The sequence below is a fragment of the Burkholderia stagnalis genome (assembly GCF_902830275.1).
GTDB lineage: Bacteria > Pseudomonadota > Gammaproteobacteria > Burkholderiales > Burkholderiaceae > Burkholderia > Burkholderia stagnalis.
This window is the reverse complement of sequence record NZ_CADESW010000010.1, coordinates 165,910-181,979: the sequence shown is the minus strand read 5'-3', so window position 1 is coordinate 181,979 and position 16,070 is coordinate 165,910. Positions and strand designations below refer to the sequence as shown.

Annotated in this window: 15 protein-coding genes; 11 read left to right on the top strand and 4 right to left on the bottom strand. The window is 66.0% G+C overall.

Features of this window, described 5'->3' with window-relative positions; genetic code table 11:
- Nucleotides 1–215: 215 nt before the first annotated feature.
- The 7 genes from HWY45_RS19130 to HWY45_RS19100 all read left to right on the top strand — a co-directional run bounded on the left by HWY45_RS19130 (nt 216) and on the right by HWY45_RS19100 (nt 5,707).
- Nucleotides 216–437 (top strand): hypothetical protein, encoded by a 222-nt coding sequence (locus HWY45_RS19130; protein WP_063803084.1) that lies wholly within the window; start codon nt 216–218, stop codon nt 435–437.
- A gap of 12 nt (nt 438–449) precedes the next feature.
- Nucleotides 450–1,169, top strand: a complete 720-nt coding sequence (locus tag HWY45_RS19125) for a hydantoinase/oxoprolinase N-terminal domain-containing protein (protein ID WP_059686384.1) — start codon at nt 450–452, stop codon at nt 1,167–1,169.
- 340 nt (nt 1,170–1,509) lie between these two features.
- Complete coding sequence (locus tag HWY45_RS19120) at nt 1,510–2,502, top strand: AraC family transcriptional regulator (RefSeq protein ID WP_081064738.1); 993 nt, start codon at nt 1,510–1,512, stop codon at nt 2,500–2,502.
- A 92-nt stretch (nt 2,503–2,594) separates the two neighbouring features.
- Nucleotides 2,595–3,050 (top strand): nuclear transport factor 2 family protein, encoded by a 456-nt coding sequence (locus HWY45_RS19115; protein WP_059686386.1) that lies wholly within the window; start codon nt 2,595–2,597, stop codon nt 3,048–3,050.
- Nucleotides 3,051–3,166: 116 nt separating this feature from the next.
- Complete coding sequence (locus HWY45_RS19110; RefSeq protein WP_059686388.1) at nt 3,167–3,529, top strand: hypothetical protein; 363 nt, start codon at nt 3,167–3,169, stop codon at nt 3,527–3,529.
- Nucleotides 3,530–3,585: 56 nt separating this feature from the next.
- Complete coding sequence (locus tag HWY45_RS19105) at nt 3,586–4,830, top strand: aromatic ring-hydroxylating oxygenase subunit alpha (RefSeq protein WP_059686390.1); 1,245 nt, start codon at nt 3,586–3,588, stop codon at nt 4,828–4,830.
- A gap of 46 nt (nt 4,831–4,876) precedes the next feature.
- Nucleotides 4,877–5,707, top strand: coding sequence for an aspartate/glutamate racemase family protein (locus HWY45_RS19100; RefSeq protein WP_060131810.1), 831 nt, complete (start codon nt 4,877–4,879; stop codon nt 5,705–5,707).
- Nucleotides 5,708–5,787: 80 nt separating this feature from the next.
- Here the strand turns inward: HWY45_RS19100 and HWY45_RS19095 are convergent, their stop codons facing one another.
- Nucleotides 5,788–7,299, bottom strand: coding sequence for an aldehyde dehydrogenase (locus tag HWY45_RS19095; protein ID WP_059881699.1), 1,512 nt, complete (start codon nt 7,297–7,299; stop codon nt 5,788–5,790).
- A gap of 120 nt (nt 7,300–7,419) precedes the next feature.
- Complete coding sequence (locus HWY45_RS19090; RefSeq protein ID WP_059686396.1) at nt 7,420–8,214, bottom strand: SDR family NAD(P)-dependent oxidoreductase; 795 nt, start codon at nt 8,212–8,214, stop codon at nt 7,420–7,422.
- Nucleotides 8,215–8,588: 374 nt separating this feature from the next.
- On the opposite strand from HWY45_RS19090, the gene HWY45_RS19085 reads away from it, so the two are divergent.
- Complete coding sequence (locus tag HWY45_RS19085; protein ID WP_059686398.1) at nt 8,589–9,551, top strand: PDR/VanB family oxidoreductase; 963 nt, start codon at nt 8,589–8,591, stop codon at nt 9,549–9,551.
- Nucleotides 9,552–9,695: 144 nt separating this feature from the next.
- Here the strand turns inward: HWY45_RS19085 and HWY45_RS19080 are convergent, their stop codons facing one another.
- Nucleotides 9,696–10,877 (bottom strand): porin, encoded by a 1,182-nt coding sequence (locus HWY45_RS19080; protein ID WP_059686400.1) that lies wholly within the window; start codon nt 10,875–10,877, stop codon nt 9,696–9,698.
- A 345-nt stretch (nt 10,878–11,222) separates the two neighbouring features.
- Complete coding sequence (locus HWY45_RS36885) at nt 11,223–12,002, bottom strand: hypothetical protein (protein ID WP_230946899.1); 780 nt, start codon at nt 12,000–12,002, stop codon at nt 11,223–11,225.
- Between the two features lie 104 nt (nt 12,003–12,106).
- Between HWY45_RS36885 and HWY45_RS19070 the strand changes: the two genes are divergently transcribed.
- The 3 genes from HWY45_RS19070 to HWY45_RS19060 all read left to right on the top strand — a co-directional run bounded on the left by HWY45_RS19070 (nt 12,107) and on the right by HWY45_RS19060 (nt 16,039).
- Nucleotides 12,107–13,297 (top strand): acetyl-CoA hydrolase/transferase family protein, encoded by a 1,191-nt coding sequence (locus HWY45_RS19070; RefSeq protein ID WP_059686554.1) that lies wholly within the window; start codon nt 12,107–12,109, stop codon nt 13,295–13,297.
- A gap of 140 nt (nt 13,298–13,437) precedes the next feature.
- On the top strand, nt 13,438–14,592 hold the full coding sequence (locus HWY45_RS19065) for a CaiB/BaiF CoA transferase family protein (protein WP_059686402.1): 1,155 nt from the start codon (nt 13,438–13,440) through the stop codon (nt 14,590–14,592).
- Nucleotides 14,593–14,896: 304 nt separating this feature from the next.
- Nucleotides 14,897–16,039 carry an acyl-CoA dehydrogenase family protein gene (locus HWY45_RS19060; RefSeq protein ID WP_009688657.1) on the top strand — a complete coding sequence of 381 codons (1,143 nt, stop codon included), beginning with the start codon at nt 14,897–14,899 and terminating at the stop codon, nt 16,037–16,039.
- Nucleotides 16,040–16,070 lie beyond the last annotated feature (31 nt).

Sequence of the window (16,070 nt, the reverse complement as noted above, 5' to 3'; positions counted from 1 at the left end):
ACTACACGTGTAACCCTGGCTTGACAATGAACGGCAGTCTGTCCCCTCGGAAGGTGATGCCCGGCGGCGCGTGCCGTTCCTATCATCGGTTCCGTCGCACATGCAAAGAGCGCGACGAAATGGATCGAAACCGATAGGAGACATCCCATGACATCCAGCATGTCGTGCCACCCCCGGCATGGAGCCCGCATCGCCGAGCAACCGGCGAGGACCTCATGACTTCAACGCGAGTGACAAGCCCTGCGCTGCATCTCGAACGCACGCCGGTGGACGGTAACTGTCCCGCGTGCGAATCGACGCTGCTCGCGCGCTATCCCGTGCATTCGGAAGGCGGCTGGTTCGACGTCGTGAATTGCCAGGCGTGCCTGCATTCGATGCGGCGCGAGCCGGTGTCGCGGCTCGGCCCCGTGCTGCGTCTGCTGTCCGACACCTTGTAGGAGCGAACCCGGATGATTGCCATCGACGCAGGCGGTACCTTTACCGACGTGGTTTCGCTGCGGGACGGCCGCATCGAGACCGCGAAAATTTCGACGGACTACGACGACGTGACGAAGCCGATTCTGGCCGGCGCGCGGGAATTGAACGTGGCCGACGCCCGGGCCTTCAACCACGCGAGCACGCACGGCCTGAACGCCGTCATCACGCGCCGGCTGCCGAAGATCGGATTCCTGACCACCGAAGGCCATCGCGACATTCTCGACATGGGGCGGGTCTGGCGTCCCGCGTCGGCGATTCTCGATCCGCGCTGGCGCCGCAGTTTCGGCGACGCGACGCGCCCGCTGGTGCCGCGTTATTTGCGTCGCGGCATCCGCGAGCGGATTCTTGCTGACGGCTCGGTGCTGTTTCCGCTCGACGAAGCGCAGGCGCGCGAGGAACTCGAGGTGCTCAAGCGCTGCGGCGTCACGGGCGTGTCGATCTGCCTGCTCAATTCATACGTGAATCCCGCCCACGAGATCCGTCTGAAGGCGCTCGTGTGTGAAGTCCTCGGCGACGTCGCCTGCTCGATCTCGAGCGAGGTTTCGCCGCTCGCACGCGAGTATCCGCGCGCGTCGGCGGCCGGGATCGCCGCCGATCTCGGCATCGGTACGGAGACCGTCGTCACGTACCGGAAGCGTTTGTACGAGCGACTGTCGATCGGCAGCCACGCGAATTGCTGCTCTGGTATCTGAACGTCTGCAGCCGTTTGCAGTGACGGCCGGCGTGTCCGAGCGTTCCCGGTTCGCGCGCGGCATCCACAGTACGGAACGAATTCGTCGCAAGAATTGACTTGCGTTCGCGGTGGAGCGAGGCTGGCTCAGATCGAGTCCGGCGCGTGTGCGACGCCGTTACCGGCATCGCCCCCCGCGCCGCGACCGCCTCCGGACGAGGGTCGCTCATCGCCGGCGGACACCAGAACATATTCAGCGTCGCAACGGCCAGGACCGGACCGTTTGACCAGGAGACAGACGATGCGGGTCCGCCGTGGTCCGATGGACGGTGCGCCAGGCATCGTTCACGGATGGATGGCCTATGGACTCGCTCTCGGATGTGCTTGCGCGACTGAAACCGCACAGCCAGTTCTATGCGGGACTCGACGCGGCGGGCGAGTGGTCGTTCGCGTTTCCGGAATATGAGGGAATCAAGTTCGCCGCCGTGCTGCGGGGTGCATGCTGGGCCGTGATCGAAGGCGTCGCGCAGCCGGTTCGCTTCGAAAAGGGCGATTGTTTCCTGCTGAACAGTCGGCGCAGCATCGTGTTGTCGACCGACCTCGCGCTCGAGCCGCAGGACTCGACGGCGATCATGGATGCGGTCGCGCGCGACGGCATCGCGGTGCACGGCGGCGGCGGCGACGTGCTGCTGATCAGCGGATTCTTCGCATTTTCGGGCGACCATGCCGCGCTGCCGTTCGATGCGCTGCCTCCGCTCGTCAGCGTGCCGCGCGCGTCGAGCCAGGCCGAGGTGCTGCGCTGGTCGCTCGACCAGCTGACCGCCGAACTGCGCGACCCGCGGCCGGGCGGCGCGCTGGTGTCGAACCATCTGCTGCACCTGATGCTCGTGCAGGTGCTGCGCCTTCATCTGGCGGCCACGCCGGCCGGATGGTTCATGGCGCTGTCCGACCGGCGGATCGGCGCGGCCATCAGTGCGATCCACGCGGAGCCCGCGCGCCACTGGACGCTCGACGAACTGGCGCGCATCGCTGGGCTGTCCCGAACCGTCTTCGCGCAGCGCTTCAAGCGCCTCGTCGGCGCGACCACGATCCACTACCTGACGCGCTGGCGAATGCTGATCGCGGCCGATCGGCTGCGCGCCGGGCACGAGACCATCGCATCGATCGCGTTCTCGCTCGGCTACGAATCCGAAAGCGCGTTTTGCACGGCCTTCAAGCGAACCATGTGTTGCTCGCCGACGCAGTATCGCCGTCAGGCGCGCGCAGCAGATCCGTACGATCTCGAAACAGAAGCGCACGGCGGCGATAGGTCCGGGCGGCCGGGCAAAAATAACATGATGCTGTGTCCGATCTAGATCGTCGTGCTTCGCAACGCAAGCACGAGGATCGGGAACCGTGCCCGGTCCCTGTCCGGGCACGCATCAGCCTATAACGGGAGACAACCGGCATGACCTCCAGCGATTCCAGCCTCGACGCGGCACTGCGGCGACTCGTCGATACCGACGCGATCCGCACCCTGATGTCGAAATACTGTCACGGCATCGACAAGCACGACGAGACCCTCTTCACGAGCATCTGGGCCGACGACGGCATCTATGAGCTGCCGCGCGGACAGACGGCCGGCATCGACGGAATCCGGCAACTGGTCCACAAGGTCTGGCGCGAGGTGCCGAAGTGCCACCATCACATCACCAATCCGCTGATCGAGATCGATGGCGATCGCGCGACGGCGGCCACCGACGTGATCTATTACCGGCAAACCGACGACGGCGTGCTGCAGCTGCTTTCGGGAACCTACGCATTCCGGTTCGCGAGGATCGCCGGGGCATGGAAAACGACGTATCTGAAGTTCTCCAGCTTCGGCACGGTCAGCCCGGTCTTCAAGGAAAACATCGGCGGGTGAGGGTGTAGTTCGCCGGCGAAGCGGGCGGTCGTGACGGACCGCATCGCTCGCGACAAGCAACATGCCTAACGATTCGGATACCGATTCAATTCTCAAAATGAAGAAGGAGACACCGAATGACCGATCGTGCAACCGATGAATCGCAGTGTTTGCCGCAAGGCTTCGAGGAACTCGCCCCGTTCCTCGCCGACTGGAACGCGCCCACCTCGCACGAGCGATGGATCCGGCGCGCGGCGATGCCTTACGCCGAGATCGTCCGCTTCTACGACGCGATGTTCTCGCGCGCGGAAGAGGCGACACGCTATCTCGAGCAGTTTCCGCTCGACGACATGCCGGCACCGGCGAACAACCTGTTTCGTTTGCTGTTGTCGCTGTGCCACGCGTCGGTCGCCGTGGAGATGCACGAGGCGCCGAGTATTCGCCACGCGCCGGCCGAGCATGCGCTGCGGATCGTAACCGGCTTTCAGCCGCACGGTTGAGAAGCGACCGATCGTCCATCGCAGTGGACGGCCCTCATTTATCAGCAGGAGTCAGCATGAATCATCCGACCGATTTCAATCCTGGCCTGACGCGCGCCGTCGGCCTCGGCACCGACGCGATGCCCACCGCGCTCTATACGGACGCGGCGCAGTTCGAACTCGAACGCAAGCAGATTTTCCGACGCGCATGGCTCCTGGTCGGGCGCGTCGAGCGCATTCCGAATCCCGGCGATTTCTTCGTGAAGGACCTCGCGGTCGTCGATGCGTCGATCATCGTCGCGCGCGCGTCGGACGGCAAAGTCCGTGCGTTCCACAATGTCTGTGCGCATCGCGCGAACATCGTCGAACATCGCGCGTCCGGCAACGCGAAGCGCTTCGTCTGCCGCTATCACAGCTGGAGCTACGACAATGCCGGCGCGCTCGCGAACGTTCCCGACGAAGCCGGTTTCTTCGGCCTCGACCGAAAAAAATGCGGGCTGACGCCGGTCGCGCTGGAGATCTGGGAGGGCTGGATCTTCATCAACGTGGCGCCGGAGCCGGAAGTCACGCTGCGGGAATTCCTCGGGCCGGTGGCCGACGCGCTGGCAGGCATCGCATACCAGCATCCCGATCATCCGATCGTGCTGCGCGGCGAGTTCAAGGCGAACTGGAAGGCCGTCGCCGAAAACTTCAGCGAGGCCTACCACGTCGCGTCGATTCATCCCAGGACACTGGCACCGTTCTACACCGGGCCGGCCAACCCGTTCGGGCGCCCGATCAGCGTGCGGCTTCATGGCCCGCACCGCTCGATGTCGTTGTGGCTGAACCCGCTCGCGCAACCGTTTGCCGATTCGAAGGTTGCGAAATGGCTGTTTTCGGCCGACCACTCGGTGACGGGCACGCGCAAGGCGGGGCAGACCAACGCGGTCGTGGAGCACAAGCACGTGAATCCGACCAAGGATGCGAACTGGGCCAGCGACGTCAACTGGTTCTTTCCGAACTGGCATCTGCAGATTTCCGCGAACCAGTTCTGGACGCACGAGTTCTGGCCGACCTCGGCATCGACGACCGTCTGGGAAGCACGCTTCTATTACAAGAAGGCCGCTACCGTGCGCGATCGGCTGCAACTCGAGCACTTTACGTCGCAGATCACCGATTCGATGCTCGAGGATCTCGGCAACATCGAGAGCATGCAGGTCGGGATGGCGTCGGGCGCGAAGCCCTTCGTTCATTTCAACGAGAGCGAGGTCCTGTGCCGGCATTCGCTCGAGCAGGTCGTCAAATGGTCGAATGCCGCGACGATGAAGGATGCGCTCGCGTAGGTCGGCCGGATTTCAGCTGTCCAGTGCGGTGAAAAGGAGGGGAACGATGGGAATGAGAATACTGTGGCAGGCCGAAAACCGCTCAAACGATGCGGACTTCGAGGGCGTTACCGAAACCTACGCGGCGATGCTGAAGTTTGCGCATCAGGTTGCCCGGCCCGATACCGAGATCACGCTGCGCTACATGGAGGATGCGCCGCATTCGTTTGCGAACAACCTGATCTACCCGCGCGCGGTCACGAAGGTGCAGGTCGTCAACCGCGTCGTCGATGCCGAGCGGGAAGGATTCGATGCGGCGCTGGCCGGCGTCTGCATCATCGACGCATATTCGCAGGAATGCCGGCAGACGGTCAGGATGCCGGTACTTGGCGGAGCGGAATCGACGATGCTGATGGCGCAGCTGGTCGGCAAGCGGTTCGCCTGGGTGACGATCGCGCCGTCGTTCATCGAGCCGTTCGAAGCGCATATCCGCCAGCACGGCTGGACGGATCGCGCGATTCGCGACCGGCCGGTGCGCGCGCTCGATCCGTCGTGCTGGCTGGCGATCGTCGACGCGGCGAAGGGGCGGCCCGAGCGCTGGATCGAGACGTTCGACGAGGCGGCCCAGGCCTGCGTGCGCGACGGTGCCGATACCGTTCTGTGCGGCTGCAACCCCGGCGGCGCGTTGCTGGGGCTGGCCGGCTATCGCGAGGTGCGCGATACGGGCGTGCCGGTCATCATGGGGCCGGCGGCGATGGTGAAATTGGCCGAAGCGATGGTCGACCTGCGCCGAAGCCTCGGCCTGACCAAGTCGGAGGCCGTGATCGGCGCGTATCGAACAACGCCGGCTCATATCCTCGAGGAACTTCAGGCGATGGGGAAGAAACTCGTCGCGTGAGGCGGGGGCGGTGATCCGAACGGGTGGCGCCAAAGCGATGCGCCGACGGTGAGTCCGCGCATCGCCGAAACATCACCCGTTCAGTCCGTATACAGGTTCGGAAACTGCCCGGTGGTACTGATCACCGTCGTGCGGGTTTCCAGATAAGGGGCAAGCGCGTCGATCCCGTATTCGCGACCCCAGCCGCTGGCCTTGAAACCGCCGTACGGCGTCGACCACCGCAGGAACGAGTAGGTATTGACCCACACCATGCCCGCGTCGATACGGCTGGACACGCGATGCGCGCGGCCGACGTCGCGCGTCCACAAGCCTGCCGTCAACCCGTAGGGTGTGTCGTTCGCGATCGCGACGGCCTCGTCTTCGCCATCGAACGGAATCAGCGAGGCCACCGGGCCGAAGATCTCGTCGCGCGCGACGCGCATGCGGTTCGTGACGCCGGCGAACACGGTCGGCTCGACGAAATAGCCGGCCGCGAGTTCGGGCGTAGCGATACGATGGCCGCCGGCGACGAGTTCCGCGCCGTCCTGCTTGCCGATCTCAATGTACGACAGAGTCTTGTCCAACTGCGCCTGATGCGACTGCGGGCCCATGTGATTCGTGTCGACCGACGGCATGCCGACGCGCACCGACTTCGCGCGTGCGCAGAACGCGTCGACGACGCGATCGTAGATCGACCGCTCGACGAGTACGCGCGAGCCGAGCGCGCAGCTTTGCCCGGTCAGCCGCCATGCCGATGCGGTGGCGGCGTTGATCGCGTTGTCGAGGTCGGCGTCCGCGAACAGGATATGCGGCGCCTTGCCGCCGAGTTCGAACGTGAAGCGCTTCAGGTTGTCGGCGCCGTCGCGAACCATTTGTTTGGCGGTCTGACTCGCGCCCGTGAACGAGATCTTGTCGACATCTGGATGCTGGACCAGACGCGCGCCAGCCGTGCGCCCGTAACCGGGCACGACGTTGAACACGCCCGGCGGAAAGCCCGCTTCGTGGACGAGGCGCGCAAGCTCGAGCGCCGACACGGGCGTTTGCTCGGCGGGCTTGACGACGACCGTGCAGCCGGCCGCGAGTGCGGCGCCGATCTTCAGGCAGGTGGCTAGCAGCGGCGCATTCCACGGGATGATCGCGCCCACCACGCCGATCGGCACGCGCGTCGTGAATGCATGGACGCTGTCGTCGATCGGGATGGTCGTGCCTTGCGCCTTGTCCGCCAGCGACGCGAACCACTGATACCACTGCACCTGCGCCGTCAGACTCGCGCGATGCTCGCGCACGAGATTGCCGTTGTCGCGCGATTCGATGATTGCCAGTTCGGGGACCGCCGCGCTGAAGCGCTCCGCGAGGCGCCGCAGCAGCGCCGCGCGTTCGTGTCCCGGCGTGCGGCGCCACGGGCCGAAGGCGGCGCGCGCCGCGGCGACGGCGCGATCGATGTCCTGCGGGCCGCCCATCGGCGCGATCGCCCAGGGCCGGCCGGTGGCCGGATCGATGCTTTCGACCAGTTCGCCGTCGATCGGCTTCACCCAGGCGCCGTCGATATAGAGGTGCTCGTAGCGGCGCAAGGAGGTGTCATCGGTCGTCGCGTGTTGTGAAGCGTTCGACATTCGGTACTCCGGTCAGGTCGTGCGTGGTTCGTGTAAGCGTGCAGGGCGTGCGGCGCGATGGCGTTGCGGTCGCGCGTGCGTCGTGCCCGTTCTTGAGCAGCCGCAACGGCTGCCCGCCGCTCAGATCGGCGTGTCGGCAACGCCGCCGTCCGCCCGCAGCGCGGCGCCCGTCGTCGCCGACGCGAGCGGCGAGCACGTGTAGAGCACGAGGTTCGCCACTTCGTCGACCGACGCGAAGCGCCGCGTGATCGACGACGGACGCAGCGCCTTGACGAGTTCCGCGCCTTGTTCCTCGATCGTCTTGCCGGTGCGGCGGATCTCCGCTTCGAGGAAATCCACGACGCCTTCGCTGAGCGTCGGGCCTGGCAGGACCGCGTTCACCGTGACGCCGGTGCCCGACATGCGTTTCGCGAGGCCGCGCGACAGGCCGAGCAGTGCCGTCTTGGTCACCGCGTAATGCAGCATGTCGGGCGGCGTGCTGATCCCGCACTCGGAGCTGATGAACACGACGCGTCCCCAGTCGCGCGCGCCCATGTTCGGCAGGTAAGCCCGCGACAGCCGGACGCCCGACATGATGTTGAGCTCGAAATACTTCTGCCAGGTTGCGTCCGGGATCTCGAAGAAATCGGCGGTCTCGTAGATCGCCGCGTTGTTCACGAGGATGTCGCAGTGTGGCACCTGTTCGACGAGGCGATTGCAGCCGGCGGCCGACGACAGGTCGGCGGCCGCGCCGCGCACCGCTGCGCCGGGAATCGCGGCCCGGATCGCGTCGACGGCGGCGGCGATCCGTCGCTCGTCGAGATCGTTGACGACGACCTCGGCGCCGCACTGCGCGAGCCGCTTCGCGATCGCATGGCCGATGCCCTGCGCGGCGCCCGTTACGACGGCAAGCTTGCCGTCCAGCGTGATCTGCATGATGTCTCCTTGCCTTGTTGGGTCGATTCTGTCGGCGCGTCGCGATCGTTCGTTCCGTGCAGCGAGCCGCAAACGGCAAGCGGCCAGCGCAGCGCCGGCGGAAGGCGTCGCGTGCCGATCTTAAGCAGCCGCCGTCGCACGGACCATGCTGCAGCGTTCGCATTTGTTGCGCGATCGTACGGAATCGCGTTGTCTGCGCGTGACTTGGCCGCGGGCGCTCGGACCGGCACACGCGTGAGTGCGTATGCCCCCGGACGCATCGCTGGTCGCGAGCCGTTCGGTTCCCCGAAGTACGGAACGTCGAAACGCGCCGAATTGACACACGTCGGCCTCGCCCCTGTAATCGCCCCCATCGAAGGGAGGAGGGGACGAACATGATCGACGGACTGACGGTCCGCGTCGCGGCGAGGCACGACGAAGCCGCCGACATCTGCAGTTTCGAGCTGGTTCGCGCGGACGGCCGGCCGCTGCCGCCGTTCTCGGCCGGCGCGCATATCGACGTGGCCGTGCCCGGCGGCCCGACGCGCCAGTACTCGCTGTGCAATGCACCCGACGAAAGCCACCGATACCGGATTGCCGTGCTGCGCGATCCGAACTCGCGCGGCGGGTCGGCCGGCATGCACGATCGCGTGAAGATCGGCGACACGCTGACGATCAGCGCGCCGAAGAACCATTTCCCGCTCGCGCATGACGCGAAGCACAGCCTGCTGCTCGCAGGCGGCATCGGCGTGACGCCGATCCTCTGCATGGCGGAACGGCTCGCGCGCATCGACGCGTCGTTCGACATGCATTACTGCACGCGGTCGCGCACGCGCACGGCGTTTCTCGACCACATCGCGCGCGCGCCCTATGCGGGCCGCGCGCAGTTTCATTTCGACGACGAAGCCGCCGAGCAGCGCTTCGATATCGCGGCGCGACTCGCCGTTCCCGAACCCGGCACGCATCTGTATGTATGCGGACCGAAGGGCTTCATGGATGCCGTGCTGACGACCGCGCGTGCGAACGGATGGCCGGAAGCGCAACTGCATTACGAGTTTTTCGCGGCCGAAGCGCGGCAAACGGAACACGACGGCCGGTTCGAAGTGCAGATCGCGAGTTCGGGCCGCGTGATCGTCGTCGAGAAGCACGAATCGGTCGTGCGGGCGCTCGCGAAAGCCGGCATCGAGATCGAGACCTCGTGCGAGCAGGGCCTGTGCGGAACCTGCGCGACGCGCGTGCTCGCGGGTGAGCCCGAGCATTTCGACCATTGCCTCACAGCCGAGGAGCGCGCAGCGAACGATCAGTTCATGCCGTGCTGCTCCCGCTCGAAATCGGCGCGGCTGGTGCTGGATCTGTAGCGGGCGAGCCGGCTGCGCCGGCCGATTGCGGGGCGCCGTCGCGGTAAACGAAAGGCGGACGCGCCGCACGCATCCACCGCGAGGTCTCCGGCGGATGCGTGCGGCGCGACGCTTCGATACGACGACCGAAGTCGTCGCGGCGCATCAGAACTTGTGCCGCATCGCGACGCGCAGCGCGATCTGATGATTGGAGGTCGACGGCGTCAGCTGGTTGATCGACGCGACCGCGCTGCGTCCGGTCGAATCGGTCCCGCTCGCGCGCTGATAGGTGCCGACGAGGTAGACGTCCGTGCGTTTCGACAGGAAGTAGTCGGCGCCGAACGATGCCTGGTTGTAGTGTGCACCGCCGGTCGCATCGGCCCCGCTGTTCTTCGTGTACACGTAGTTCGCGCCGACGACGAAGGCCGGCGTGATCTGGTATTTCACGTTCAGTTCGGCATTGTTGAACTTCGCGGTGCCGCTGATACCGCCGGCCGGCACGGGGCCCGACGTGGTATCGCCGAGATGGCGGAACTGCGTGTTCGAATAGGTCGCGCCGACCGTCAGTGAGCCGATCGTGTAGGCCGCGCCCGTGCCGATCACCTGCAACGTATGAGCCGACGCATAACCCGAAATGATCGGCGACGCGCCGAAGTTCGAGCCCGGTACGCCGTTGACGGTCGCGGCGACGGTCCCGCCCGCGCCATAGAACGACGTGTTCGGGTTGCGCACGTTGAGGTAGCCCGCGCCCATCGACAGCGGGCCGTTCGTGTAGCTGGCGCCGGCCGACCAGATCTGGTTGCGGCCCGTATGCCCCGACACGCCGCCCAGCGAGTACAGCGCGGTCGCCGTCAAGCCGTGAAAGACCGGGCTCGTGTACTTGATCGCGTTGTTGACGCGATTGGTGTTGTTGAAGTTGTCGTTGTCGGACGGGTGGGCGGCGAGATAGCCGCCCCACTGATCGCCCGCTTCGAGCAGGCCGACCGAATCGACGACGGAATCGTACTGACGGCCGAGCGTGACGGTGCCGTACGGGCCGGACAGGCCGACATACGCTTGCCGGCCGAATTCGAGGCCGCCCTGGCCGAGCTTGCCGGTATTGAGATCGAAGCCGTTCTCCAGCACCGCGAGCGCGCCGTAGCCGCCGCCGAGGTCCTCCTTCACGCGCAGCCCCCAGCGGCTGCCGTTCAGCACGCCGCTCGCGAGGCTATACAAATGATGGCCGGACGCGTTGCTGACGTAGTTGACCCCTTCGTCGATAATCCCGTACAACTGCACGCTGCTCTGCGCATGTGCCGTACCGCCGACGCAACCCACCGCTGCGCAAAGCGCAATCGTCCTTTTCATTGACTGTCTCCAAAGTTTCTTCTGAATGGTCGTATCGTGACGTCGCGACCGGTGCGACCAATCAATTGATCCGGAAAACTAATTGACTGAACAACGAACACCCGCTTGCCGCAACGTTCGATCGATTAGATGCGTGGCCGATATCACCGTCAATCGATCGGGCAATCCGATTCCGTGCAGTGAAAGAGGTGCTGCGCGATGTGTGGCGAACAGCGTGGAGACCCTTAAGGGTAAAGCCGCAGGGCGATGGTTCGATCGCGATGACGGTCGAGATCGATCGCGTACAGGTGTGGGAGGGCGTGCCGATTCATGGCGCGACGATGTGCCGGCAGGATCGAAGCGTCGTTACTTCACGAGGTGAATCTTTCTTCGCGATCGGTCGGACTTCGACGTCGCGTCGAGACGGCGCGTGCCGCTGCTCTCGACGTTTTCCTTGGCAATGCGCATCGCCTGATCGAACTGCGTGCCGGTGGCGACGTGACGATGGTCGACGCTCACGAGCCACCCGCGCCCGCTGTGACACCAGCGGATCCGCCGCTCGTCGAGCAGCGCGGCGAACCATCGCCACAGCGCGGCATCTTCCGCGTTGGCGTTTTCTCTCGCGCGCGCACGCGCGACCGTCATGCTCGATCCGTGATCCTCGATTCGTTGCTTCTGCATGGTCTGAGTCCTGCAATGAGCCAGGTCGGCCCGTTCGTTCCGGCACCGCGCCGTCTCGGTCGAACAGGGCAGCGCCTTCGACGGCGACACGCCACGCGGTAGCGTCAACAGTGTCGGTTCGACGGGCGCAGCGTCAATAGCGTGCAGGCGACGATTCCGTACTTCGGAAGCCGGATGCGCCACGCCGAGCGCACCGCGCATGACGCGCACCGCGTACCGGACCAAAACGCGCGATGCAGACGTTCCGACGTACGGAACAGGCTGCGCGTGCGCATTGACGCTCCCCGGTGAGCGAATCACGATGGGCGGCGATGCCTGTCGCATCGTCCGTCTAGCGTCGTCGCTTCGGACAGGCGCCCTTCGGGACGCGATGGCGACGCGCGCGAACTTCAACCCGTCATGACGACGATTCCGGCTGGCGCATGCGATGCCGGAGCGCTCGACCTGACCTTCGATCTCGCCCATCCATGAACCATCCAGCATGCGCGCCCGCGCACGCATCGGCCGATGCCCGTCAGGCCGGCGACTGCGATGCGCTTTCCTCGCTGATTCGCCCCGGCGACACCGTGATGTGGGGCCAGTCGCACGCCGAGCCCGTGACGCTGATGCGCGCGCTGGTCGCGCAGCGCCACAGCTTCAAGCGCATTCGCGTCTTTCTCGGCATCGGCCTCGCCGACGTCCTGAGGCCCGAGCATGCCGACGCCATCGATTTCCTCGCCTACTGCGGCAGCGGCGCCAACCGCAAGCTGGCGCGCGCGAACGTGCTCGACATCCTGCCCGCGCACTATTCGCAGCTGCCGGAACTGGTCCGCAGCGGCGCGTTGCGGATCGACGTCGTGATGCTGCAGGTGTCGCCGCCGGACGAGCACGGCCGCTACAGCCTCGGGCTCGCGCGCGAGTATCTGGTGGAAGCGCTGAAGCACGCACGGGCGATCGTCGCCGAAGTGCATCCCGACGTGCCGTGGACCTACGGCGGCCCATTCTTGCGTGCCGCCGACATCGATTTGCTGGTCGCGTCGGACACGACGTTTCCGGATGCCGCCGCGACGACACCCGGGCCCGTGGAGCAGGCGATCGGGCAGCACGTCGCGTCGCTCGTCGAAGACGGCGCGACGCTGCAGACGGGCATTGGCGCGATCCCGGACGCGGTGATGGCCGCGCTACACGACAAGCGCGACCTCGGCGTGCATACCGGCAGCATCGGCGACGGCATCGCGGCGCTGTGCGAAGCCGGCGTCGTGACGAATGCGCGCAAGACGATCGACGCGGGCATCACCGTCGGCGGCGTCATCATCGGCTCCGCGCGCGTGCGCCGCTTTGCCCATCGCAATCCCGCGCTCGAACTGCGCGGCACCGAATACACGCACAACCCGCACGTGCTGCGCCGGATCGAGCGCTTCACCGCGATCAATTCGGCGGTGGAGGTTGATCTGACGGGGCAGGTCAACGCGGAAGTCGTCGGCGGCACGTATGTCGGCGCGGTCGGCGGCGTCGGCGACTTTCTGCGGGCCGCGCAGGCCAGCCGCGGCGGCGTGCCGATCGTGGCGCTGCCGTCCACCGCGGGCGCACACAGTCGCATTGTGACGAAGCTGTCGGGCCCGGTGACGGTGCCGCGCAGCGACGCGTGCGTGATCGTCACCGAATACGGGATCGCCGATCTGCGCGGCCTGTCGCTCGCGCAGCGCGTGCCGAAGATGATTGCGATCGCGCATCCCGATCATCGTGAACGGCTCGCGCGCGAGGCCGGCCTGTCCGCCTGACGCAGCCACCTAAGTCGATCGGCGCGTGCATCCGGCCGGTTCGATCCCGTCGAAGCGAGGTTTCAATTATTCGAAATTGGCCTGTTGGCCCGACCCGCGTAAGCTGGATCGAAAATGGCCATCACATGGAGACAATCGGAATGGGCAATGCAAAGGGGCCGCTCGCCGGCGTCAGGATCGTGGAACTGGGCGGCGTCGGGCCGGTGCCATTCTGCTGCATGCTGTTGTCGGATCTGGGCGCGGACATCATCCGCATCGACCGCCCGCCCGGCTACGACGGCGGCCAGCCGGGCGATCCGCGCTTCAATCTGCTGAATCGCGGCCGGCGCAGCGCCGCGTTCGACCTGAAGAAGCCGGAAGCGACCGACGCGGTGCTCAAGCTCGTCGCGCAAGCCGATGCGCTCGTCGAAGGATTCCGTCCCGGCGTCGCGGAAAAGCTCGGCCTCGGGCCCGACGCGTGCCTCGCGGCCAATCCCGCGCTCGTCTACGGCCGCATGACCGGCTGGGGACAGGACGGGCCGCTCGCGCAGGCACCGGGCCACGACGTCAACTACATCTCGCTGACCGGCGTGCTGCACGCGGTCGGCGCAGCCGGCGGGCCGCCCGTGATTCCGCTGAACCTGGCCGGCGATTTCGGCGGCGGCTCGCTCTATCTCGCGCTGGGCGTGGTGTCGGCGCTGCTCGAAAGCCGGCGCTCGGGGCAGGGGCAGGTCGTCGATGCCGCGATGGTCGACGGCTCGGCGTCGCTGATGACGCTGTTCTACGGCATGTTCGCGAGCGGCTACTGGAAGGACGAGCGCGGCAGCAATCGTCTCGACTCGGGCGCGCCCTGGTACAACGTCTACGAGACGAAGGACGGCCGCTGGGTCAGCGTCGGCTCGAATGAAACACGCTTCTGGCGCAATACGCTGGCGCTGCTCGGCTTGCGCGAGGAAGACATGCCGGATCAGCACGACCGAGCGCGATGGCCGGAAGTTCATGCGAAGTTTACCGAACTGTTCCGCACGCGCACGCGCGACGAATGGTGTGCGCTCGCCGAAGGCCGCGAGGTCTGCATCGCGCCCGTGATGTCGCTGACCGAAGCGCCCACTCATCCGCACCTGCGTGCGCGGCAGACTTTCGTCGAACGTGACGGCGTCGTGCAGCCCGCACCCGCGCCGCGCTTCAGCCGGACGCCCGGCGCGATCCAGTCGTCGCCGGCGCGTCCCGGCGAGCATACCGACGCAGTGCTCGGCGACTGGGGATTCACTGCCGCGGAACTCGCGACGCTGCGCGAGGCCGGCGCGATCGCGTGACCGGAACGCTGCACGCATGACGCGCCCGCCCCGCACGCGGGCGCGTTGCTGCCGTTCTTCAGCCGAAGCCTTGCTCCTTCCCCGCGCATCGCGTGAACGTCACGCGGCGCGGCGGCACGCCCGTCGCCTCCCTGCCTTCGCAATGCCCAGACACCGCTTGTGCACCGCACCCAAGCGCTTCGACATTTTCGAATCGCCGCTTCAAAAATGGCCAGTTGGTTCGCGACGCTGCAGGCCCTAAGCTCGATTCCACGATGAACAGCGCGGCTGCCCGAGCAGACGCCGATAACTGGAGCGAAGACAAATGGCTAACTTTCTCGACGAATCGCAAAGTATGTGGCTCGACACCGTGAACAAGTTCATGGACAACGAGATCACGGTCGAATACGTGCGCAAGTGCGACATGAATCGCGATTACCCGTACGAGGCCTACGAGAAGATTGCGAAGCAAGGCTGGCTCGGGATCCTGATTCCCGAGGAAGAGGGCGGCTCGGGCGGCGACATCTTCGACTATTCGCTGATGGCCGAAGGCCTCGGCAAGTTCGGCTTCGACTTCGCGTGCTCGGTGCTGGTGCCGACCTTTACCGCGATGAACATCATCAAGTTCGGCACGCCCGAGCAGAAGAAGAAATACGTGCAGCCGTTCATCGACGGCAAGATCCGTTTCTCGGTGTCGATCTCCGAACCGGACGCGGGCTCCGACGCCGCGAACACGAAGACGCGTGCGCGTCGCGACACCAACGGCGACTGGATCGTCAGTGGCCAGAAGCTCTGGTGCAGCGGCGCGGCGGCGAAGGATACCGTGATCGCGATGCTCGTGCGCACCAGCACGGACGACAAGCACAAGGGCCTGTCGGTGCTGCTGATCCCGAACGACACGCCGGGCATGGTCATCAACAAGCTGCCGACGCTGTCGCGCCACGCGACGGGCACGACCGAGATCTTCCTCGACGAGGTGCGCGTGCCGGCCGACGCGCTGCTCGGCGAAGAGGGGCAGGGCTGGCGCATCATCACCGAGCACCTCGAGCTCGAGCGCTGCGCGGTCGCGGCCGCCTATACGGGCAATGCGCAGCAGGCCGTGAATACGGCGACGCGCTATGCGCACGACCGCATCCAGTTCGATCACCAGCTGTACGACTTCCAGGTGATTCGCCACATGCTCGCCGACTGCCAGACCAAGGTCGACGCCGCGCGCCTGCTCTGCTATCGCGCCGCGCGCATGGCCGCCGATCACGTGCCGTGCAGCCGTGAGGTGTCGATGGCGAAGCTGTACGGCTCGGAGACGCTGAAGGAATGCGCGCTGGCCGGCATGCAGATCCTCGGCGGCTACGCGAACCTGCCCGAAGCCGACATGGAGCGCTACCTGCGCGAGAGTATCCAGTCGACGATCGGCGGCGGCACGTCGCAGATCCAGCGCACGATCATCGCGAAGTCGATGCGCCAGTAACGGCCACCGCGATTTTCATCGGCGCGGCTCG